19 protein-coding genes are annotated in these 21093 nt (G+C 70.3%); 18 read left to right on the top strand and 1 reads right to left on the bottom strand.

Annotation, left to right across the window (positions count from 1 at the left end; translation table 11 throughout):
* The first annotated feature begins 23 nt into the window (after nucleotides 1-23).
* Nucleotides 24-647: a hypothetical protein gene (locus VFZ92_RS35485; RefSeq protein WP_330881178.1), complete on the top strand. Its 624-nt coding sequence runs from the start codon at nucleotides 24-26 to the stop codon at nucleotides 645-647.
* Here the strand turns inward: VFZ92_RS35485 and VFZ92_RS35480 are convergent.
* Complete coding sequence (locus tag VFZ92_RS35480; RefSeq protein WP_330881176.1) at nucleotides 644-1462, bottom strand: inositol monophosphatase; 819 nt, start codon at nucleotides 1460-1462, stop codon at nucleotides 644-646. The two genes, VFZ92_RS35485 and VFZ92_RS35480, sit on opposite strands and share 4 nt — an antisense overlap.
* Before the next feature lie 154 nt (nucleotides 1463-1616).
* Between VFZ92_RS35480 and VFZ92_RS35475 the strand changes: the two genes are divergently transcribed.
* The 17 genes from VFZ92_RS35475 (at nucleotide 1617) to nuoN (ending at nucleotide 21085) form a co-directional block, all read left to right on the top strand.
* Nucleotides 1617-2717 (top strand): glycosyltransferase family 1 protein, encoded by a 1101-nt coding sequence (locus VFZ92_RS35475; RefSeq protein ID WP_330881174.1) that lies wholly within the window; start codon nucleotides 1617-1619, stop codon nucleotides 2715-2717.
* A 58-nt stretch (nucleotides 2718-2775) separates the two neighbouring features.
* Nucleotides 2776-3465, top strand: a complete 690-nt coding sequence (locus VFZ92_RS35470) for a demethylmenaquinone methyltransferase (protein WP_330881172.1) — start codon at nucleotides 2776-2778, stop codon at nucleotides 3463-3465.
* 71 nt (nucleotides 3466-3536) lie between these two features.
* Nucleotides 3537-4832, top strand: coding sequence for a geranylgeranyl reductase family protein (locus VFZ92_RS35465; protein WP_330881170.1), 1296 nt, complete (start codon nucleotides 3537-3539; stop codon nucleotides 4830-4832).
* A gap of 510 nt (nucleotides 4833-5342) precedes the next feature.
* Nucleotides 5343-5708 carry an NADH-quinone oxidoreductase subunit A gene (locus VFZ92_RS35460; RefSeq protein ID WP_106187047.1) on the top strand — a complete coding sequence of 122 codons (366 nt, stop codon included), beginning with the start codon at nucleotides 5343-5345 and terminating at the stop codon, nucleotides 5706-5708.
* Nucleotides 5709-5729: 21 nt separating this feature from the next.
* On the top strand, nucleotides 5730-6281 hold the full coding sequence (locus tag VFZ92_RS35455) for a NuoB/complex I 20 kDa subunit family protein (RefSeq protein ID WP_259629824.1): 552 nt from the start codon (nucleotides 5730-5732) through the stop codon (nucleotides 6279-6281).
* A gap of 7 nt (nucleotides 6282-6288) precedes the next feature.
* Entirely contained in the window at nucleotides 6289-7050 is a 762-nt protein-coding gene (locus VFZ92_RS35450) for an NADH-quinone oxidoreductase subunit C (protein WP_330881167.1), read from the top strand.
* Nucleotides 7051-7115: 65 nt separating this feature from the next.
* The gene (locus VFZ92_RS35445) at nucleotides 7116-8558 is read left to right on the top strand and encodes an NADH-quinone oxidoreductase subunit D (protein ID WP_330881267.1); all 1443 of its coding nucleotides are present in this window, start codon (nucleotides 7116-7118) and stop codon (nucleotides 8556-8558) included.
* Nucleotides 8555-9304, top strand: coding sequence for an NADH-quinone oxidoreductase subunit NuoE (nuoE, locus tag VFZ92_RS35440; protein WP_330881165.1), 750 nt, complete (start codon nucleotides 8555-8557; stop codon nucleotides 9302-9304). The genes VFZ92_RS35445 and nuoE overlap by 4 nt, the downstream gene beginning before the upstream one ends.
* A gap of 8 nt (nucleotides 9305-9312) precedes the next feature.
* Entirely contained in the window at nucleotides 9313-10590 is a 1278-nt protein-coding gene (gene nuoF / locus VFZ92_RS35435) for an NADH-quinone oxidoreductase subunit NuoF (RefSeq protein ID WP_330881163.1), read from the top strand.
* Nucleotides 10590-13031, top strand: a complete 2442-nt coding sequence (locus tag VFZ92_RS35430) for an NADH-quinone oxidoreductase subunit G (RefSeq protein ID WP_330881161.1) — start codon at nucleotides 10590-10592, stop codon at nucleotides 13029-13031. Before nuoF ends, VFZ92_RS35430 begins: the two co-directional genes overlap by 1 nt.
* On the top strand, nucleotides 13028-14317 hold the full coding sequence (nuoH, locus tag VFZ92_RS35425) for an NADH-quinone oxidoreductase subunit NuoH (RefSeq protein WP_330881159.1): 1290 nt from the start codon (nucleotides 13028-13030) through the stop codon (nucleotides 14315-14317). The genes VFZ92_RS35430 and nuoH overlap by 4 nt, the downstream gene beginning before the upstream one ends.
* Nucleotides 14304-14831, top strand: coding sequence for an NADH-quinone oxidoreductase subunit NuoI (gene nuoI, locus VFZ92_RS35420; protein ID WP_259629831.1), 528 nt, complete (start codon nucleotides 14304-14306; stop codon nucleotides 14829-14831). The genes nuoH and nuoI overlap by 14 nt, the downstream gene beginning before the upstream one ends.
* A gap of 77 nt (nucleotides 14832-14908) precedes the next feature.
* Nucleotides 14909-15712, top strand: a complete 804-nt coding sequence (locus VFZ92_RS35415) for an NADH-quinone oxidoreductase subunit J (RefSeq protein ID WP_330881265.1) — start codon at nucleotides 14909-14911, stop codon at nucleotides 15710-15712.
* The gene (nuoK, locus tag VFZ92_RS35410) at nucleotides 15709-16008 is read left to right on the top strand and encodes an NADH-quinone oxidoreductase subunit NuoK (RefSeq protein WP_106187055.1); all 300 of its coding nucleotides are present in this window, start codon (nucleotides 15709-15711) and stop codon (nucleotides 16006-16008) included. Before VFZ92_RS35415 ends, nuoK begins: the two co-directional genes overlap by 4 nt.
* Nucleotides 16009-16018: 10 nt before the next feature.
* Complete coding sequence (gene nuoL, locus VFZ92_RS35405) at nucleotides 16019-17956, top strand: NADH-quinone oxidoreductase subunit L (RefSeq protein WP_330881154.1); 1938 nt, start codon at nucleotides 16019-16021, stop codon at nucleotides 17954-17956.
* Nucleotides 17953-19518 carry an NADH-quinone oxidoreductase subunit M gene (locus tag VFZ92_RS35400; protein WP_330881152.1) on the top strand — a complete coding sequence of 522 codons (1566 nt, stop codon included), beginning with the start codon at nucleotides 17953-17955 and terminating at the stop codon, nucleotides 19516-19518. Before nuoL ends, VFZ92_RS35400 begins: the two co-directional genes overlap by 4 nt.
* A gap of 1 nt (nucleotide 19519) precedes the next feature.
* Entirely contained in the window at nucleotides 19520-21085 is a 1566-nt protein-coding gene (gene nuoN / locus VFZ92_RS35395) for an NADH-quinone oxidoreductase subunit NuoN (protein WP_330881150.1), read from the top strand.
* The last annotated feature ends 8 nt before the right edge of the window (nucleotides 21086-21093 follow it).

Genomic DNA, 21093 nt, shown 5'->3' with positions numbered 1-21093 from the left:
GGCAGTATCGGGAGATGGGAGTCATGGCGAGATCGGTGCTCGGTGGGCTGGCGATCGGCATCGCGGTGATGTTCACGCTGTTCACCCTCATGCTGGTCGCGCCGTCGAACGAGAGCGGGAGCGTCGTCGCCTCCCTGGTGGCCGCGCTGATCGTCTCGGTCCCGCTGGGCGGCATCCCCGGCACGCTGCTCGGCCTGCTGGTGGGCAGCATCCGCAGGTCCAACCAGCGGGTCCTCCTGCCGCCCCCGCCACCTCCGCCGCAGCCGCGCCCCCTCTACGTGCCCGCCACCCCGGCCGACCAGTGGTCGAAGGTGGTGGCCCGCTGCGAGGAGTCCGTGCGCCGCGTGCTCGCCGTGGTGGACACGGTCCCCGAGTCACCGGCGAAGGAGTGGATGTCCCGGATCGCGGCCCAGTTCGAGGCCGAGCTGGACGACGTCCGGGGCATCGCCCGGCTGGCCAGGGCGATGGGCGCCGTCGAGGAGAACCACCCGGCGTCCCAGCGGCTCTTCGCGGCGGCCCGCGACTTCGCGGCGTTCGAGGCCGAGGTGGGCCGGGTGGCGCTGAAGATGTTCGACCGACCCGAACTGGACCGAGCCCGCACGGACCTGGAGTTCCTGGAGCAGCAGCTCCCCAGCCTGGGGGCCTAGGGCCGCAGGGCGGCCTGCCACCAGCCGAGCACCTCGTCCGCCACCTCGGGCGCGGCGACCAGCAGCCCGTCCACCGGCAGCGGGTCACCCTCGCCGCGCCGGTCCAGCACGGCGGCCCCGGACTCCACGGCCAGCGCCACGGCGCCTGCCACGTCCCACTCGTGGTACCCGTGCAGCACCGCCGCGGCGGCGTGCCCCAGCGCCACCTGCGCCACGGCCAGCGCCTTCGACCCCAGCACCCGCACGCCGGTGCCCGACGAGGCCGCGCGGGTGATGAACTCGCCCATCCCCGGCCACGGCCCGCTGCGGGTCATCTCGGTGCACACGATCGGACTGGTGGACTGGGTGCCCAGCTTCACGGGCTCCCCGTTGGCGCGCATCCCCCGACCGCGCGCCGCCGCGTAGATCTGCGACCGGTAGGGGTCGGCGACCACCCCGACGACCGGCCCCCACCGGTCCACCAGCGCCAGGCTGTAGGCGCACCACGGCACCCCGGCCACGTAGTTGGCGGTCCCGTCGATCGGGTCCACGACCCAGCGGAACTCCGCCTCGAAGGGCACGTCCACGTTCTCGCAGAACACCGGGATCCTCGGGAACTCCGAGGTCAGCACGCGTCGGGTGTGCCGTTCGAGGGTGTGGTCGGTGTCGGTCACCCAGTCGAAGGGCGACTCGTCGTCGTCCGGTCGCGCACCCCGCCCGGCGGTGGCCGTGATCACGTCGGAGGCGTCGTTCGCGAGGCGCCCCGCGACCTCCAGCGCGATCGACACGAGCGCGGGATCGACGGGCTGGGCGGGCCTGGACGACAAGACGGTCATGCCGAGCTAGTTTCGGCCCCGCGGATGTCCGACACGCGTCCACCAGGTGGCCGGACGACGATCACCTGGTCAACGGTGTCCGCGTCGGGAGACGTTCGGCGGGCGTTCCCCGCCGTGACACGCCCCGGTGGTGTTGGCCCGCCACGGTGGGCCGGTGCGCGTAGCGATCGTCACCGAGAGCTTCCTGCCCCGCGTCAACGGGGTCACCAACTCCGTCCTCCGCGTCCTGGAGAACCTGCCGGGTCCGGCGCTGGTGATCGCGCCGGGGGCGGGTGACGACAGCTACCGGGGGACACCCGTCGTGCGCGTCCCGGCCGTGGACCTGCCGAGGGTCAGTTCGCTGCCGGTGGGCGTGCCGACCCGCAGGGTGCTGACGGCGCTGGCCGAGTTCCGGCCCGACGTGGTGCACCTGGCCTCGCCGTTCGTGCTGGGGGCCCGCGGCGTGCAGGCGGCCCGGCGGCTGGGGCTGCCGACCGTCGCCGTCTACCAGACGGACGTGGCCGGGTTCGCGGGCAGCTACGGGCTCGGCCTCACCGCGCGGGCCGCGTGGCGGTGGACGCGGCGGCTGCACTCGCTGGCCGACCGGACGCTGGCGCCGTCGACCTGGGCGGTGGAGGCGCTGGAGTCGCACGGGGTGCCGCGGGTGCACCGGTGGGGCCGCGGTGTGGACGTGGAGCTGTTCCGGCCCGAGCGGCGCGACCACGCGCTGCGGCGGGCGCTGGCCCCCGCCGGTGAGCTGCTCGTGGGCTACGTGGGCCGGTTGTCGCCGGAGAAGGAGGTGGAGCGGCTCGCGGCGCTCGACGGCGTGCCGGGCGTGCGGGTCGTGGTGGTGGGGAGCGGACCCGACGAGGCCGCGCTGAGGAGGGCGCTGCCGGGGGCGGCCTTCCTCGGCTTCCGGACCGGGGTCGACCTCGCCGAGGCCTGCGCCAGCCTGGACGTCTTCGTCCACACGGGACCGCACGAGACGTTCTGCCAGGCCGTGCAGGAGGCGCTCGCCAGCGGGGTCCCCGTGGTGGCCCCGGACGCGGGCGGACCGAGGGACCTGGTCGAGCCGGGGCGCACCGGGTACCTGGTGTCCGGCGAGCCGTCGGACCTGCGGGCCGCGGTGGAGGCGCTGCGGGACCCGGTGCGCCGCCGCCGGTTCGGACAGGCCGCTCGGGCGTCGGTCCGGGGGCGGACGTGGCCGGTGCTGTGCGGGGAGCTCCTGGGGCACTACCGGGCCGTGGCGGGCGTCGAGGTGCGGCGGGCGGCGTGACGTCCGCGGGGGCGTGGGGTCCGGGTGGCGGTGGCCGGGCGTCACATACCCTTCTGGCATGTCGCGAGCAGGTCTGGACAAGAACCCGCGCGAAGTGGCCGAGATGTTCGACGGCGTGGCCAACGGGTACGACCGCACGAACTCGGTGATGACACTCGGGTTCGACCGCCGCTGGCGGGAGTGGAGCCGCCGGGTGCTCGACGCGCGACCCGGTGAGAAGGTCCTCGACCTCGCCGCGGGCACCGCCGTGTCCACCGTGGAGTACGCCTCCTCCGGCGCCTGGTGCGTGGCCGCGGACTTCTCGCTCGGGATGCTCCAGGGCGGCGCGCACCGGCCCGTGCCGAAGGTCGCGGCCGACGCGCTGCACCTGCCGTTCGCCGACGGCGTGTTCGACGCCGCCACGGTCTCGTTCGGGCTGCGCAACTTCACCGACACGGTCGCCGCCCTGCGGGAGATGGCCCGCGTCGTGCGCCCCGGCGGCAGGCTCGTCATCTGCGAGGTGTCGACGCCCACGCTCCGGCCGTTCCGCTTCGTCTACATGCGGTACCTCCTGCGCCTGCTGCCGCTGATCGGCCGGGTCGTGTCGTCGAACCCGGAGGCCTACCAGTACCTCGCCGAGTCGATGCGCGCGTGGCCCGACCAGCGCGCGCTGGGGGAGCTGATCTCCGAGGCCGGCTGGGACGACGTGGCCTGGTTCAACCTGACCGGGGGCATGGTCGCGCTGCACCGGGCCACCAAGCCCGAGTGACGGACCGGCGCCTCTCAGCAGGTCACGGTTAGACTCACAGGAGTTTGTGAACTGATGCACAAGGAGTCGGGATGACTACTCCCAGCCGCCGTCAGGCAGGCGAGGACGCCGAGGTGATCGTGGTCGGGGCGGGGCCCGCGGGCTCCACGGCCGCGACCTACCTGGCACGCGCGGGCCTGGACGTGCTGCTGCTGGAGAAGAGCAGCTTCCCCCGCGAGAAGGTCTGCGGGGACGGCCTCACGCCCCGCGGCGTGAAGCAGCTCATCGACCTCGGGATCGACACCCGCGAAGAGGCGGGCTGGCTGCACAACAAGGGCCTGCGCGTCGTCGGCGGCGGCGTGACGATGGAGCTGGACTGGCCGGACCTGGCCTCGTTCCCGCCCTACGGCGTGGTGCGGCCCCGGCAGGACTTCGACGAGATGCTGGCGAACACGGCCAAGGCCGCGGGAGCCCGGCTGCACGAGCTGACCACCGTCACGGGTGCACTGAAGGACGAGCGCACCGGCAGGGTCGTCGGCGTCACCGCGAAGGTCGGCCCGGAGAAGACGCAGGTCACCTACCGCGCACCGCTCATCCTGGCGTGCGACGGCGTGAGCGCCCGGCTGGCGCTGAGCGCGGGCATCGAGAAGCGCGACGACCGGCCGATGGGCGTCGCGGTGCGCCGCTACTACGCGAGCCCGCGCACCAAGGACGACTACCTGGAGTCGCACCTGGAGCTGTGGGACCGCAGCGACCCGGCCAACCCCCAGCTGCTGCCCGGCTACGGCTGGATCTTCGGCATGGGCGACGGCAGCGTCAACGTCGGCCTCGGCATCCTCAGCACGTCGAAGGCGTACGGCACGACCGACTACCGCGCGCTGCTGAAGAGCTGGCTCGACGGCACGCCCGAGGAGTGGGGCTTCCGCGAGGAGAACGCCACCAGCAAGATCGGCGGCGCCGCGCTCCCCATGGGCTTCAACCGCAAGCCGCACTACAGCAACGGCCTGCTGCTCGTCGGCGACGCGGGCGGCATGGTGAACCCGTTCAACGGCGAGGGCATCGGTTACGCGATGGAGTCGGCCCGCATCGCGGCCGAGACCGTCGTGCAGGCCCTCGCCCGCCCCGCCGGGCTCAGCCGCGAGCACGCGCTCGCGGGCTACCCGGCGCGCATCGAGCAGTCGCTCGGCAGCTACTACCGGCTGGGCAACATCTTCAGCAAGCTGATCGGCAACCCGACGATCATGCGCACGGCCACCAAGTACGGCATGCCGCGCAAGACGCTGATGAAGCTCGTCCTCAAGCTCCTCGCCGGTCTGTACGACCCGAAGGACGGCGACTCGTTCGACCGCATCATCACGGCGGCCACGAAGCTCGCGCCGAGCGCCTAGCACCCGCTGTCGAAGGGCCGGACCGGTGACCACCGGTCCGGCCCTTCACTCTGTGCAGCCCGAAGCCACCGTCTCGGTCCGGCACCTTTCCCTCGCTGTTCACCTGGGCTTTTGCGGCCGGGGTCGCGGGAAATACCTCCGAATAGCGCAAACTTAGGTAGTCCTAACCTGAGACTTAGGCATGCCTAACTCACGGAAATGCGTCACCCGTGTGTCGCAGTCATTTCGCGGGTTGCGCCCCGCCGTGCGCCCCGGCGTCTCAGGAGGTCTCCCGGCCCAGGTCAGCGCCCTGCGAGGGGGTGCCTGTGACACCTCTGTGTGACGTTCTACACTGGCCGATGGTCTTGTGAATCACTTCACAAGACCCCGAGCAAGCTTGTGAACTGTTTCACAAGCTGACCTCGGATTGTTAGGTGTGCCTTACCGGTAAGTCGGGCAAGAACACCCCTTAGGGTGCGGATCGGTCAGCGGCTCGCTCGTGTCGCGACAGCGAGGAAAGGACGACGGAGAGTGCTTCAGCCCTACCTCCCCCTCGTATTCATGTTCCTACTTGCCGGCGCGTTCGCGCTGTTCTCGGTGACGGCCGCGCCGTACATCGGGCCGCGGCGCTACAACCGGGCCAAGCTCGACGCCTACGAGTGCGGCATCGAGCCCTCACCGGCCCCGATCGTGGGCGGTGGCCGCATGCCGGTCGCCTACTACCTGACGGCCATGCTCTTCATCCTGTTCGACATCGAAATGGTGTTCCTCTACCCGTTCGCGGTCTCCGCGGACAAGCTCGGCCTCTTCGGGCTGGTGGAGATCGCCCTGTTCGTCGCGACAGTCGGCTTCGCGTACGCCTACGTGTGGCGTCGCGGCGGCCTCGACTGGAACTAAGCACCGGGGAAGGCGACAGTCATGGGCCTCGAGGAGAAGCTCCCGAACGGCATCCTGCTGACCAGCGTGGAGAAGCTGGTCAACTGGACCCGCAAGTCCTCGCTGTGGCCTGCCACCTTCGGGCTGGCCTGCTGCGCGATCGAGATGATGACGACGGGTGGGCCGCGCTACGACCTCGCCCGCTTCGGCATGGAGGTCTTCCGTGCCTCGCCGCGCCAGGCCGACCTGATGATCGTGGCGGGTCGCGTGACCAACAAGATGGCGCCGGTGCTGCGGCAGATCTACGACCAGATGCCGGAGCCCCGCTGGGTGCTCGCGATGGGCGTCTGCGCGTCGACCGGCGGCATGTTCAACAACTACGCCGTCGTGCAGGGCGTGGACCACGTGGTCCCGGTCGACATGTACCTGCCGGGCTGCCCGCCGCGGCCGGAGATGCTGATCGACGCGATCCTCAAGATCCACGCCAAGATCATGGACGAGCCGCTGGGCGCGGCCCGTGCGGCCGCCCTCCTGGAGAGCGGCTACGCCACGGACCTCATGCCGTCGTCCGAGCGTTTCGCGAAGAAGAAGTGAGCAGGCGATGAGGGAGCCAGGGGAAGAGAACTCCAGCGCGCAGCGACCCGCGGAGGACGGGCTGGAGGCCCGCCCGTCGGGTGGCCAGGAGCCTGCCGAGCGCAAGGCGCCGCTGGAGACCGGCAAGGCGCGCAAGGGCATGTTCGGCGTCACGGGCACCGGTGACACGTCGGGCTTCGGCGGTCTCCGCCTGCCCGCGTACGTCGCCGCCCCCGCCGAGCGCCCCTACGGCGGCTGGTTCGACGAGTTCGTCGACGAGCTGCTCGGCGCCATGCGGGAGAAGGACATCCCGGCCGACGTGATCCAGCAGGTCACGATCGACCGCGGCGAGATCACCCTGTACGTCCGCCGCGAGGAGCTGGTGGCGCTCTGCGCCGTGCTCCGCAACGACCCCGCCCTGCGCTTCGAGCTGTGCAGCTCGGTGTCGGGCGTGGACTACGGCGAGGCCGTCGCGGGCAGGCTGCACTCCGTCTACCACCTGACCTCGATGACGTACCGGCGGCGCATCCGCCTGGAGGTCTCGGTCGACGTCGACGACGCGCACGTCCCCAGCATCGTGTCGGTCTACCCGACGGCGGACTGGCAGGAGCGCGAGACCTGGGACATGTTCGGGATCGTCTACGACGGCCACCCCGGTCTCACCCGCATCCTCATGCCGGACGACTGGGACGGGCACCCCCAGCGCAAGGACTACCCGCTCGGCGGGATCCCGGTGGAGTACAAGGGCGCGGAGATCCCCCCGCCAGACCAGAGGCGGTCTTACTCGTGAGCAGCGAAAACCAGGCGAACGCGGCGGACAAGGCGTACGAGGAGTCCCTCGGCGGCGCGACCCGCGTGAACACGGGGTCGGTCGCCGACGCGTCGACCGGCACCGACACGAGCGCCGAGGGCAGCGACAGCCGCGACACCGACGCGCGGGCCACCGGCCAGGCGGACGCCGACGAGGCAGCGACGATCGCCGCGGGCCCCTCCGTCGACGTCGCGGACTCCCGCCAGACCACCGAGGGCACCGTCTACACGGTGACCGGCGGCGACTGGGACGAGGTGCTCGCGGACGCCGCGGGTGACGAGCGCATCGTCATGAACCTCGGCCCGCAGCACCCGTCGACGCACGGCGTGCTCCGCCTGGTGCTGGAGCTGGAGGGCGAGACGGTCACGCAGGCCCGGTCCGTGATCGGCTACCTGCACACCGGCATCGAGAAGAACCTGGAGTACCGCAACTGGACCCAGGGCGTCACGTTCGTGACGCGCATGGACTACCTGGCGCCGCTGCACAACGAGGCCGCCTACTGCCTCGCCGTGGAGAAGCTGCTCGGCGTGCAGGCGCCGCAGCGGGCCCAGGTCATCCGGGTCCTGCTCATGGAGCTCAACCGGATCAGCTCGCACCTGGTGGCGCTCGCCACCGGTGGCATGGAGCTGGGCGCGCTGACCGGCATGACCGCGGGCTTCCGCGAGCGCGAAGAGGTGCTGCACCTGCTGGAGCACCTCACCGGTCTCCGGATGAACCACGCGTTCATCCGCCCCGGCGGTGTCGCGCAGGACCTCCCGGCCGACGCCGTGGAGAAGATCCGCTCGTTCCTGAAGGTCATGGACAAGCGGCTCCCGGACTACGACAAGCTGCTCACCGGGCAGCCGATCTGGCGCAACCGCCTCGCGGGCGTGGGCTACCTGCCCGTCGACGCGTGCCTCGCGCTCGGCATCACCGGCCCGATCCTGCGGTCCGCGGGCCTCCCGTGGGACCTCCGCAAGGTCGAGCCGTACTCGGGCTACGAGACCTACGACTTCGACGTCCCCACGTCGAACGCGGCCGACAGCTTCGCGCGGTACCTGATGCGGGTCGAGGAGATCCACCAGTCGCTGCGGATCGTCCGCCAGGCCGTCGACCGGCTGGAGCCGGGTCCGGTCATGGTGGAGGACGCCAAGATCGCGTGGCCCGCGCAGCTCACGATCGGCTCGGACGGCATGGGCAACTCGCTCGAGCACGTCCGCAAGATCATGGGCCAGTCGATGGAGTCCCTGATCCACCACTTCAAGCTGGTGACCGAGGGCTTCGACGTCCCCGCGGGCCAGGTCTACGTGCCGATCGAGTCGCCGCGCGGCGAACTCGGCTACCACGTGGTCTCCGACGGCGGCACGCGCCCGTTCCGCGTGCACGTGCGCGAACCAAGTTTCGTGAACCTCCAGTCGATGCCCGCGATGTGCGAGGGCGGCATGGTCGCCGACGTCATCGCGTCGGTGGCCTCTATCGACCCGGTGATGGGTGGTTGTGACCGATGACTCAAACGCAGGACCCGTCCACGGTGGACCTCAGCGTCTTCGACGAGGACACCGTCGCGCGGGCGCAGGCGCTCGTCGCGCGCTACCCGGTGTCGCGGTCGGCGCTGCTGCCGATGCTGCACCTCGTGCAGTCGGTCGAGGGCTACGTGAGCCAGGCGGGCATCGCGTTCTGCGCGGGCCAGCTCGACCTGAGCAACGCCGAGGTCAGCGCGGTCGCGACCTTCTACACCATGTACAAGCGCAAGCCGTGCGGTGAGCACCTGGTCAGCGTGTGCACGAACACCCTGTGCGCGGCGCTGGGCGGCGACGCCATCTTCGCGAAGCTGCGCGAGCACCTCGGCAGCGAGGGCAGGCCGCTCGGCCAGGAGGAGACCTCGGGCGAGCCGGGCACGCCGGGCTCGATCACGCTGGAGCACGCCGAGTGCCTCGCGGCCTGCGACCTCGGCCCCGTCCTCCAGGTGAACTACGAGTTCTACGACAACCAGACGCCGGACAAGGCCCTGGAGCTCGTGACCGCGTTGCAGGCCGGGGAGAAGCCCGCGCCGACGCGCGGCGCTCCGCTCACCGACTTCCGCCAGGCGGAGCTCCAGCTCGCCGGGTTCTTCGAGGGCCGCGAGTCCGACCTGGACGGTCCGTCGGCCGCCGCCGAGACGCTGCGGGGCGCCCGCATCGCCGCCGACAACGGCTGGACCGCACCGTCCATCGCGGACGACGTCGCGTTCCCGCCCCTCCCGGAAAAGAAGTAGGGGGAGTCATGGTCGACAGCCTCACTCCGGTCCTCACGAAGCGCTGGCTCTCGCCGCGCTCGTGGACGATCAAGACCTACGAGCAGCTGGAGGGGTACACCGCGCTGCGCAAGGCCCTCGGCGCGCACCCGGACCAGATCATCCAGCAGTGCAAGGACTCCGGCCTGCGCGGCCGGGGCGGCGCGGGCTTCCCCACGGGCATGAAGTGGGGCTTCATCCCGCAGGGCGACGGCAAGCCGCACTACCTCGTCATCAACGCCGACGAGGGCGAGCCGGGCACCTGCAAGGACATCCCGCTGATGATGGCGGACCCGCACTCCCTCATCGAGGGCATCATCATCACCTCGTACGCGATCCGCGCGAACTTCGCCGCGATCTACGTGCGCGGTGAGGCCCTGCACTGCATCCGCAGGCTCAACGGGGCCGTGCAGGAGGCGTACGCCGCCGGGTACCTGGGCAAGAACATCCTCGGCACCGGCTTCGACCTCGACGTCGTCGTGCACGCCGGAGCCGGCGCGTACATCTGCGGCGAGGAGACTGCGCTGCTCGACTCGCTGGAGGGCAAGCGCGGCCAGCCGAGGCTGAAGCCGCCGTTCCCCGCGACCGCCGGGCTCTACGCGTCGCCGACCGTGGTGAACAACGTCGAGACCATCGCCAGCGTGCCGTTCATCGTCAACGGCGGCAGCGACTGGTTCCGCACCATGGGGCGCGAGCGCTCGCCCGGCCCGAAGATCTACTCGCTGTCCGGCCACGTCACGCGGCCCGGCCAGTACGAGGCGCCGATGGGCACCACGCTGCGCGAGCTGCTGGAGCTGGCCGGTGGCATGAAGGACGGCATCCCGCTGAAGTTCTGGACGCCGGGCGGCTCGTCCACCCCGCTGTTCACCGCGGAGCACCTCGACGTGCCGCTCGACTTCGAGGGCGCGGCCGAGGCCGGGTCGATGCTGGGCACCACGGCGCTCCAGCTGTTCAACGAGACCGTGTCGGTCCCGTGGGCGGTCATGAAGTGGACCGAGTTCTACAAGCACGAGTCGTGCGGCAAGTGCACGCCCTGCCGCGAGGGCACGTACTGGCTGGTCCAGATCCTCCAGCGGATGGTGGCGGGCAACGGCACCGCGAGCGACATCGACACGTTGCTCGACGTCTGCGACAACATCCTCGGCCGCTCGTTCTGCGCGCTGGGCGATGGCGCGGTCAGCCCGATCACCAGTGGCATCAAGTACTTCAAGGACGAGTTCCTGGCGCTGTGCGACAAGAACTCCGCTGTGTTGGCAGGAGCCCACTGATGACTTTGGCACCGGAGAAGAGCGAGGTCGAGGTCCCCGAGGGCCACGTCAAGCTCGTGATCGACGGCTTCGAGGTCGTCGCCCCCAAGGGTGAGCTGTTGATCCGCACGGCCGAGCGCCTCGGCATCGTCGTGCCGCGGTTCTGCGACCACCCGCTGCTGGAGCCCGCGGGCGCCTGCCGCCAGTGCCTCGTCGAGGTCGAGATGGGTGGTCGGCCGATGCCGAAGCCCCAGGCCTCCTGCACGATGACGGTCGCGGACGGCATGGTCGTGAAGACCCAGCTGACCTCGCCCGTCGCGGACAAGGCCCAGCAGGGTGTGATGGAGCTGCTGCTCATCAACCACCCGCTGGACTGCCCGATCTGCGACAAGGGCGGCGAGTGCCCGTTGCAGAACCAGGCGCTCAAGCACGGTCGCGCGGAGTCCCGCTTCCACGAGCACAAGCGCACGTTCCCGAAGCCCCTGCCGATCTCGACGCAGGTGCTGCTGGACCGCGAGCGCTGCGTCCTCTGCCAGCGCTGCACCAGGTTCTCCGCGCAGATCGCGGGCGACCCGTTCATCGAGCTGCTGGAGCGCGGTTCGCAGCAGCAGATCGGCGTGGCGGACGGCAAGCCGTTCCAGTCGTACTTCTCGGGCAACACCATCCAGATCTGCCCGGTGGGTGCCCTGACGAGCGCGGCCTACCGCTTCCGGGCCCGCCCGTTCGACCTCATCTCCACCCCGAGCGTCTGCGAGCACTGCTCGTCGGGCTGCGCCGAGCGCACCGACTGGCGGCGCGGCAAGGTCCAGCGCAAGCTCGCGGGCGACGACCCCGAGGTCAACGAGGAGTGGATCTGCGACAAGGGCCGCTTCGCGTTCCGCTACGCGACCGCCGCCGACCGCTTCACGCGCCCGATGGTGCGCGACGCGGGGTCCGGTGAGCTGCGCGAGACGTCGTGGACCGAGGCGCTCCAGGTCGCCGCGACCGGCCTCGCCGCCGCGCGCGACGGCAAGGGCGTCGGCGTGCTCACCGGCGGTCGCCTGACCGTCGAGGACGCCTACTCCTACGCGAAGTTCGCCCGCGTCGCGCTGAAGACCAACGACGTCGACTTCCGGGCCCGCGCGCACTCGGCCGAGGAGCTGGAGTTCCTCACCAGCACCGTCCTCGGCACGACGCCGGACAACGGCGGCGTGACGTTCAGGGCCATCGAGTCCGCGCCCGCCGTCCTGTGCGTCGCCTTCGAGCCGGAGGAGGAAGCACCGATCGTCTTCCTGAGGCTGCGCAAGGCCGCGCGCCGCAAGACCAAGGTGTTCCACCTGGGCCAGTACACCTCGCCCGCCGTGGAGAAGACCTTCGGCACGCTGCTCGCCTGCGTTCCCGGCCAGGAGCCCGCCGCGCTGAACGGCCTGGCCGAGCACGCGGCGGACGTGGCGGAAGCCCTGGGCGCCAGCGGTTCGGTGATCCTCGTCGGCGAGCGCGCGGCCGAGGTGCCCGGACTGTTCTCCGCGGTGGCCCGGCTCGCCGAGTCCACCGGTGCCAAGGTGGCGTGGATCCCGCGCCGCGCCGGTGAGCGCGGTGCGCTGGAGGTCGGCGCCGTGCCGAACCTGCTGCCCGGCGGCAGGCTCGTCAGCGACGCCGCCGCCCGCGCCGAGGTCGAGAAGGCCTGGGGCCTGCCGGACGGCGCGCTGCCGACCCGCGCGGGCCGCGACACCAACGGCATCCTCGTCGCCGCCGCGAGCGGTGGTCTGGACGCGCTGGTCGTGGCGGGCGTCGACCCGTTCGACCTGCCGGACCCCGGCCTCGCCGAGCGGGCGCTGGAGTTCGCCGGGTTCGTGGTCTCCCTGGAACTGCGCCCGAGCGCGGCGACCGCCCACGCGGACGTCGTCCTCCCGATCGCCCCGGCGGTCGAGAAGTCGGGCAGCTACCTGAACTGGGAAGGCCGCCGCCGCGACTTCGGCACCACGCTCGAAGGCACCGGCGCGCTGCCGGACTGCCGGGTGCTCGACACCCTGGCCGTCGAGATGGACGCCGACCTGTTCACCCAGACGCCGGCCGCCGCCGCGGCGGACCTCGACCGCCTCGGTTCGAACGTGGCGGCCGCGGCCGTGCCGACGGTGCCCGCCCCGCTGCTGGTGCAGCCGAAGGCGGGCCAGGCCGTTCTCGCGACGTGGCGCCGGATGCTGGACAACGGCTCGCTCCAGGACGACGAGCCGAACCTCGCGGGCACCGCCCGCCCGGTCGTGGCGAAGGTGTCCGCGAACACCGCGGTGAACCTCGGCCTCGAACTCGGCGCCGACATCACCGTGGCGACCGAGCGCGGGTCGGTGACGCTGCCCGTCGAGGTCGCGGACCTGCCCGACGGCGTGGTCTGGCTGCCCGGCAACTCGGGCCCGGTCACCGTGCGCCGCAACCTCGTCGCGGGCCACGGTTCCCTCGTGGCGGTAAGTGGAGGAAAGGCATGACCACCGCCGAACTTCTCGCGGACGACCCGATCTGGATCATCCTGATCAAGGTCGTCGGGATCTTCGCGTTCCTCGTCGTCATGACGCTGTTCATGATCAACTGGGAGCGCAAGGTCGTCGCGCGGATGCAGCAGCGACCCGGCCCCAACCGGGTCGGCCCCAACGGCTGGCTCCAGTCGTTGGCGGACGGCCTGAAGCTGGCGTTCAAGGAGGACATCCGCCCGGTCCTCGCGGACAAGTGGGTGTTCTTCCTCGCACCGGTCATCTCCTGCATCCCGGCGTTCGTCGCCTTCTCGGTCATCCCGATCGCGGGCGAGGTCTCGCTCTTCGGCGAGCGCACCAGCCTCCAGCTCGTCGACCTCCCGGTCGGCGTCCTCGTCGTGCTGGCCTGCTCCTCGATCGGCGTCTACGGCATCGTGCTCTCCGGCTGGGCCTCCGGCTCGCCGTACCCGCTGCTGGGCGCGCTGCGCTCGGCGGCGCAGGTGATCTCCTACGAGATCGCGATGGGCCTGTCGATCGTCGGCGTCGTGATGTTCTCGCACTCGATGTCCACCTCGGACATCGTGGCGGCGCAGCAGAACCTCTGGTTCGTGGTGCTGCTGTTCCCGAGCTTCGCGATCTACGTCATCTCCATGGTCGGCGAGACCAACCGCGCGCCCTTCGACCTCCCCGAGGCCGAGTCCGAGCTGGTCGGTGGCTTCCACACCGAGTACAGCTCGCTCAAGTTCGCGCTGTTCTTCCTCGCCGAGTACGTGAACATGGTGACGGTCTCCGCGCTCGCCACGACGCTGTTCCTGGGCGGCTACCAGGCGCCGTGGGGCGGCGACTTCATGAACACCGGCTGGTGGGGCCTCCTCTGGTTCGTCGCCAAGACGCTGTTCTTCCTGTTCCTCTTCATCTGGCTGCGCGGCACGCTGCCCCGCATGCGCTACGACCAGTTCATGCGGCTGGGCTGGAAGGTCCTCGTCCCGATCAGCCTCGTGTGGATCGTGGCCGTCGCCCTGGTGCGCGCGCTGAACAACTCGGGCGACTTCAGCCAGCGCCAGTTCCTGATCATCCTGGGCGTCGCGCTCGGCGTGCTGGTGCTGCTCTCGCTGCTCCTGCCGGACCGCAAGGTCGAGGAGGACCCGAACGCGGTGCCGATCACCGGCGGCGGTTACCCCGTTCCACCACTGGACCTGGAAGTCCCCAAGGCACCGACGCGGCGCACCCCGGTCGTCGCCCAGCTGCCCAAGGAAACCGTTGCGGTAACAGCATCGAAGGAGGCCAGCGATGGGGATGTTTGATCCCATCAAGGGCTTCGGCGTCACCTTCGGAACGATGTTCAAGAAGGTCGTCACCGAGGAGTACCCCGAGGTCAAGAAGGTCACCGCGCCGCGGTTCCACGGGCGGCACCAGCTCAACCGGCACCCGGACGGGCTGGAGAAGTGCGTCGGCTGCGAGCTGTGCGCGTGGGCCTGCCCGGCGGACGCGATCTTCGTCGAAGGTGGTAACAACACCGACGAGGAGCGCTATTCCCCCGGCGAGCGCTTCGGTGCCGACTACCAGATCAACTACCTGCGCTGCATCGGCTGCGGCCTCTGCATCGAGGCGTGCCCGACCCGTTCGCTCACCATGACGAACGAGTACGAGCTGGCCGACGACAGCAGGCAGAAGCTGATCTTCACGAAGGAGGACCTGCTCGCCCCGCTGCTGCCCGGCATGGAGCAGCCGCCGCACCCCATGCGGCTCGGCGACAACGAGCAGGACTACTACGTGAACGGGCCCGCGCTCGCGCGCCAGTCGGAGGCCGGGCAGTGAGCCTCCTCAACCTGGCGCAGGACTTCCTCGCCGCGGCTCAGCCCGCGACCGAGCCCACGGCCCCGGTCGCCGACACCATCACCACCGGTGAGGCCGTCGCGTTCTGGATCCTCGGACCGCTGTCGCTCGCGGGCGCGCTCGGCATGCTGTTCGCCCGCAACGCCGTGCACTCCGCGCTGTGGCTCGTGCTGACGATGCTCAGCCTCGGTGTCCTCTACATGGTCCAGCAGGCGCCGTTCCTCGGCTTCGTGCAGATCATCGTGTACACCGGCGCGATCATGATGCTGTTCCTCTTCGTGCTCATGCTCGTCGGGCGGGACAGCTCGGACTCGATCGTCGAGGTGCTGCGCGGGCAGCGGCTCGCCGCCGCCGTGCTCGGCGTCGGCTTCGCCGGTCTGGTCGTCGGCTCGCTCGCCCAGGCCTTCACCAGGGTCGACTCGATCGGCCTCGCCGCGGTGAACGCCGCGGGCGGCGGCAACGTCGCCAACATCGGCGAGTCGCTGTTCACGACGTACCTCTTCGTCTTCGAGCTCACGTCGGCGCTGCTGATCACCGCCGCCGTCGGCGCGATGGTCCTGGCGTACTCCGACCGCCACGGCAAGGGCCTGAAGAAGACGCAGCGCGAGCTGGTCGAGGAGCGCTTCAAGGGCGACCGCCCCGGCTCCCTCCCCGGCCCCGGTGTCTTCGCCACGGCGAACTCGGTGGCCACGCCCGCGCTGCTGCCCGACGGTTCCGTCGCGGAGGAGTCGCTGTCGGCCCTCATCGAGACGACCACCAAGGAGCGCCTCGCGGACGACGTCGCCGAGGTGTCGGGCACGGCCCACCAGGCCGACGCGCACGCGCTCACCGGTCCCGCCGCGTCGAAGGAGGGGGACAAGTGACCCCGACCTACTACCTGCTCCTGTCCGCGCTGCTGTTCAGCCTCGGCGCGGTGGGCGTTCTGGTGCGGCGCAACGCAATCGTCGTGTTCATGTGCGTCGAGCTGATGCTCAACGCGGTGAACCTCACGCTGGTCACGTTCTCCCGGATGCACGGGGAGCTCGACGGCCAGGTGATGGGTTTCTTCGTGATGGTCGTGGCCGCCGCCGAAGTCGTGGTGGGCCTGACGATCATCATGTCGATCTTCCGCACGCGTCGCTCGGCCTCGGTCGACGATTCCAACCTGCTGAAGTACTGAGAGGTCACCGGTGACGGAACCAGTTGCCGCCAGCGGGCTCGCGAGTCTCGCCTGGTTGCTGCTAGCCCTGCCCGCGTTCGGTGCGGCCGTGCTGCTGCTGGCAGGCAAGCGAGCCGACAGGTGGGGCCACCTCCTGGGCTGCGCCACGATCATCGCGGCGTTCGGCTACGGACTAGCGCTGTTCTTCACGACCATCGGCCAGAGCGGGGAGGAGCGGACCAGCGAGCTCCACCTGTTCGACTGGATCCCGGTCGGCGCGCTCGACGTCGAGTTCGGCCTGCGGCTCGACCCGCTGTCGCTGACGTTCGTGCTCCTGATCACCGGTGTCGGCTCGTTGATCCACATCTACTCGGTCGGCTACATGGCCCACGAGGACGGCAGGCGGAAGTTCTTCGCCTACCTGAACCTCTTCGTGTCGGCGATGCTGCTCCTGGTGCTGGGCAACGGGTTCGTGACCCTGTACTTCGGCTGGGAGGGCGTGGGCCTCGCCTCCTACCTGCTCATCGGCTGGTACCAGTACAAGCCGGAAGCGGCCTCCGCGGCCAAGAAGGCGTTCCTGATGAACCGGGTCGGCGACCTGGGTCTCGCCATCGCCATCTTCATCATGTTCAACGAGCTGGGCACCACCCAGTACACCGACGTGTTCGCGCGGGTGGACGAGCTCTCGTCCGGCTCGATCCTCGCGATCACGCTGCTGCTCCTGCTCGGCGCCTGCGGCAAGTCCGGCCAGTTCCCGCTCCAGGCGTGGCTCCCGGACGCGATGGCCGGTCCGACCCCCGTGTCGGCCCTGATCCACGCGGCGACGATGGTGACCGCGGGCGTGTACCTCATCGCCCGCTCGAACCCGATCTACAACCTCAGCGCGGACGGCCGCCTGGTCGTCATGATCATCGGTGGCGTCACGCTGCTGATCGGGTGCGTCATCGGCTGCGCGTACGACGACTTCAAGAAGGTCCTCGCGTACTCGACGGTCAGCCAGATCGGCTACATGATCCTCGCCGTCGGCCTCGGCCCGGTCGGCTACGCGCTGGGCATCATGCACCTGCTGACGCACGGTTTCTTCAAGGCAGGACTCTTCCTCGGTGCCGGTTCGGTCATGCACGGCATGAACGACGAGGGCAACATCCGCCGGATGGGCGGGCTCGCGAAGTACATGCCGATCACGTTCGCGACGTGGGCCCTCGGCTACCTCGCGCTCATCGGCATCCCGCCGTTCTCCGGCTTCTTCTCCAAGGACGCCATCATCGCGGCCGCCTTCGGCGAGCCGGGCTGGCGCGGGTACGTGTTCGGCGGTGTCGCCCTGCTGGGCGCAGCGCTGACCGCGTTCTACATGACCCGCCTGCTGATCCTGGTCTTCCTGGGCAAGCCGCGCTGGAAGGAGCTCCGGACCTCCGAGGACGGTCGCGAGTACCACCCGCACGAGTCGCCGTGGTCGATGAGGATCCCGATGATCGTGCTGGCCGTCGGCTCCGTCGGAGCGGGCTTCTTCCTGGAGAACGGCCACCGCCTCGCGGACTGGCTGGAGCCCTCGCTCGGCCCGCTGGAGGAGACCCACGGCGCGATCGGCCACACCACCGTCGCCATCCTGAGCGTCGCGCTCTCGGTGGTCGGCGCCGCGGTCGCGTTCCTGCTCTTCGGCCGCAAGCCGCAGCCGACCGAGCGCCCGCTGCGCGTGTCGTTCCCGGTCCGCGCCGCGCGCGCCGACCTGTACGGCAACGCGCTCAACGAGGCGCTGTTCGCGCGGCCGGGCACCTGGCTCACCCGCGCGCTCGTGTTCGTGGACAACAAGGGCGTCGACGGCCTCGTCAACGGGACCGCCGCGCTGCTCGGCGGTAGCTCCGGCCGGTTGCGCCGTCTCCAGACCGGTTTCGTGCGCTCGTACGCGCTCTCCATGCTCCTGGGCGCGATCTGCGTGCTGGGCGCGCTTCTGATGGTGAGGTTCTCGTGAGCTGGACGCTGATCGCGCTGCTCCTGCTGCCGCTGGTCGGCAGCGTGGTGGTGGCCTTCCTGCGGGGGAACGACCGGATCGCGAAGTTCGTCGCGCTCGGGTTCTCGCTCGTGGAACTCGCGCTGGCGGTCGTCGCCTGGGTGGCGTACGACCCGTCGTCGACCGCCCGGTTGCAGCTGACCAGTTCGGCCGAGTGGATCCCGACCTTCGGGGTGCACCTGTCGTTCGGCGTCGACGGCATCGCGCTGGTGATGATCGCGCTGATCGCCTTCCTGATGCCCGTCGTCATCGGCGGCGCCTGGTCGGACAAGCTGCCGGAGGGCCGCAGCGCGAGCGGGTTCTTCTCGCTCCTGCTCGCGATGCAGACCGGCATGGTCGGCGTGTTCGCCGCGACCGACGTGTTCGTGTTCTACGTGTTCTTCGAGGCCGTCCTCGTCCCGATGTACTTCCTGATCGGCCGCTTCGGCGGCCCGAACCGGCAGTACGCGGCGATGAAGTTCTTCCTCTACTCGCTGCTCGGCGGGCTGATCATGCTCGCGTCGGTGATCGGCCTGTACGTCACCAGCGCGGACAAGCTGGGCCAGGGCACGCTCGACTGGGCCACGCTCGTCACGGTCATGAAGGACGCGCCGACGTCCACGCAGATCTGGCTGTTCCTCGGGTTCTTCATCGCGTTCGCGATCAAGGCCCCGCTGGTGCCGCTGCACACGTGGCTGCCCGACGCCGGTGCCGAGGCGCCCGTCGGCGCCGGTGTGCTGCTCGTCGGCATCCTGGACAAGATCGGCACGTTCGGCTTCCTGCGCTACTGCCTGCCGCTGTTCCCGGCGGCCAGCAAGGAACTGGCACCCGTGGTGCTGTCCCTCGCGGTCGTCGGCATCATCTACGGCTCGCTGCTCGCGGTCGGCCAGACGGACATGAAGCGGTTCGTCGCGTACACCTCGATCGCCCACTTCGGCTTCATCGCGCTGGGCATCTTCGCCTTCAGCTCGCAGGCCGGGACCGGCGCGGTGCTGTACATGGTCAACCACGGCATCTCGACCGGCATGCTGTTCCTGGTCGTGGGCATGGTGATGTCGCGCGGCGGCTCCCGCCTCATCCAGGACTACGGCGGCATGGCGAAGCTGACGCCGGTGCTGGGCGGCCTGTTCTTCGTGGCCGGTCTGTCCTCGCTGGCGCTGCCCGGCACGAACTCGTTCGTGAGCGAGTTCCTGGTGCTCATCGGCTCGTACCCCAACCAGCCGGTGTTCACCATCGTCTCCACGCTCGGCATGGTGCTGGCCGCCCTGTACGTGCTGTGGGTCTACCAGCGGGTCTTCCAGGGCCCCGTGCGCGGCACGGCACTGCTGAGCGTGGCGGGCGGCCCCGGGACCGCGAAGGACCCCGAGCGCTCCGCGATCAAGGACCTGGACAAGCGGGAACTCGCCGTGCTGGCGCCGCTCGTGGCCCTGATCCTCGTGCTCGGGTTCTACCCGAAGCCGGTGTTGGACGTGATCACCCCGTCGATCGGGGCGACGTTGAGCGAGGTCGGCGTGATCGACCCGGTCGCGCAGGAAGGCAAGTGACGTGAAGTTCCTCGCCCAGATTCAGCCGATCGACCCGCCGGAGATCCTGTACGGCGCCATCGCACCGGTGCTGATCGTGCTCGGCGCCGCCTGCGTCGCCGTGCTGTTCGAGGCTTTCCTGCCGAGGCACCAGCGGTGGGCGGCGCAGGTCGTGCTGACCATGCTCGCCCTCGTCGCCGCCGGCGGCGCGCTCGGCATCTACGCGGCCGGTGACGACAACAAGCCCCAGGGCATCACCACGCTGTCGGAGGCCATCGCGGTCGACCGGCCGGTGATCTTCCTCTGGGTCACGCTGCTCCTGCTCGCGTTCGGCTCGGTCCTGCTGATCGCGGACCGGTCCGTCGAGCCCGGCGGCGCGTTCGTCGCCGACGCCGCGGTCCGCCCCGGCACGGTCCAGGACCGCGCCCAGGCGTCCCGCACGGGCATGCAGACCGAGGTCTTCCCGCTGACGCTGTTCGCGCTCTCCGGGATGATGGTGTTCGTCGCGGCGAACGACCTGCTGACGATGTTCATCGCCCTGGAAGTGCTGTCGCTGCCGCTGTACCTGATGTGCGGCCTCGCCCGTCGTCGCCGCCTGCTCTCGCAGGAGGCGGCGGTCAAGTACTTCCTGCTCGGCGCGTTCGCCTCGGCGTTCTTCCTCTACGGCCTCGCGCTGCTCTACGGCTACGCGGGCTCCGTGAAGCTGGCCGACATCGCGACCGCCACGGCGGGCAGCGACAAGTCCGACACGCTGCTGTTCGCGGGCTTCGGCCTGCTGGTCGTCGGCCTGCTGTTCAAGGCCTCCGTCGGCCCGTTCCACGCCTGGACCCCGGACGTCTACCAGGGCGCCCCGACGCCGATCACGGCGTTCATGGCGGCCTGCACGAAGGTCGCGGCCTTCGGCGGCATCCTGCGCGTGCTGACGGTCGCGTTCGAGCGGACCAACTGGGAGTGGCGGGGCGTCCTGTGGGGCGTCGCCGTGGCCTCGATGGTCATCGGCGCGGTCCTCGGCCTCACCCAGACCGACGTGAAGCGCATGGTCGCGTACTCCTCGGTGGCGCACGCGGGCTTCCTGCTGATCGGCTCGATCTCGCTGACCGAGCAGGGCCTGTCGGGCACGCTGTTCTACCTGCTGGCCTACGGCTTCACCACGATCGCCGTGTTCGGCGTGATCAGCCTGGTGCGCAACGCCGACGGCGAGGCGACCCACCTGTCGCAGTGGGCGGGGCTCGCGAAGAGGTCGCCGGTGCTCGCGGCCGTCTTCACGTTCCTGCTCCTCGCGCTGGCGGGCATCCCCCTGACGAGTGGTTTCGTGGGCAAGTTCGTGGTGTTCGCGGCGGCCATCGAGGACGGTCTCGCACCCCTCGTCGTGGTGGCCCTGGTGGCCAGCGCGGTGGCCGCGTTCTTCTACCTGCGGGTCATCGTGCTCATGTACTTCAGCGAACCCGCACCCGACGGCCCCACGGTGACCGTGCCCGGCGCGTTCACCACCGTGGCGATCACCCTGGGCGCGGCGATCACCCTCGTCCTGGGCGTTTGGCCCTCCTTCGCCCTCGATTGGGCGGGGGCAGGCGGCTTCATCTTCTAGTGGTACGT

The sequence above is a fragment of the Umezawaea sp. genome (genome assembly GCF_036375055.1).
Lineage (GTDB): Bacteria > Actinomycetota > Actinomycetes > Mycobacteriales > Pseudonocardiaceae > Umezawaea.
Note: the sequence above shows the minus strand (reverse complement) of the source record. Positions and strands in the feature narration are given on the sequence as shown.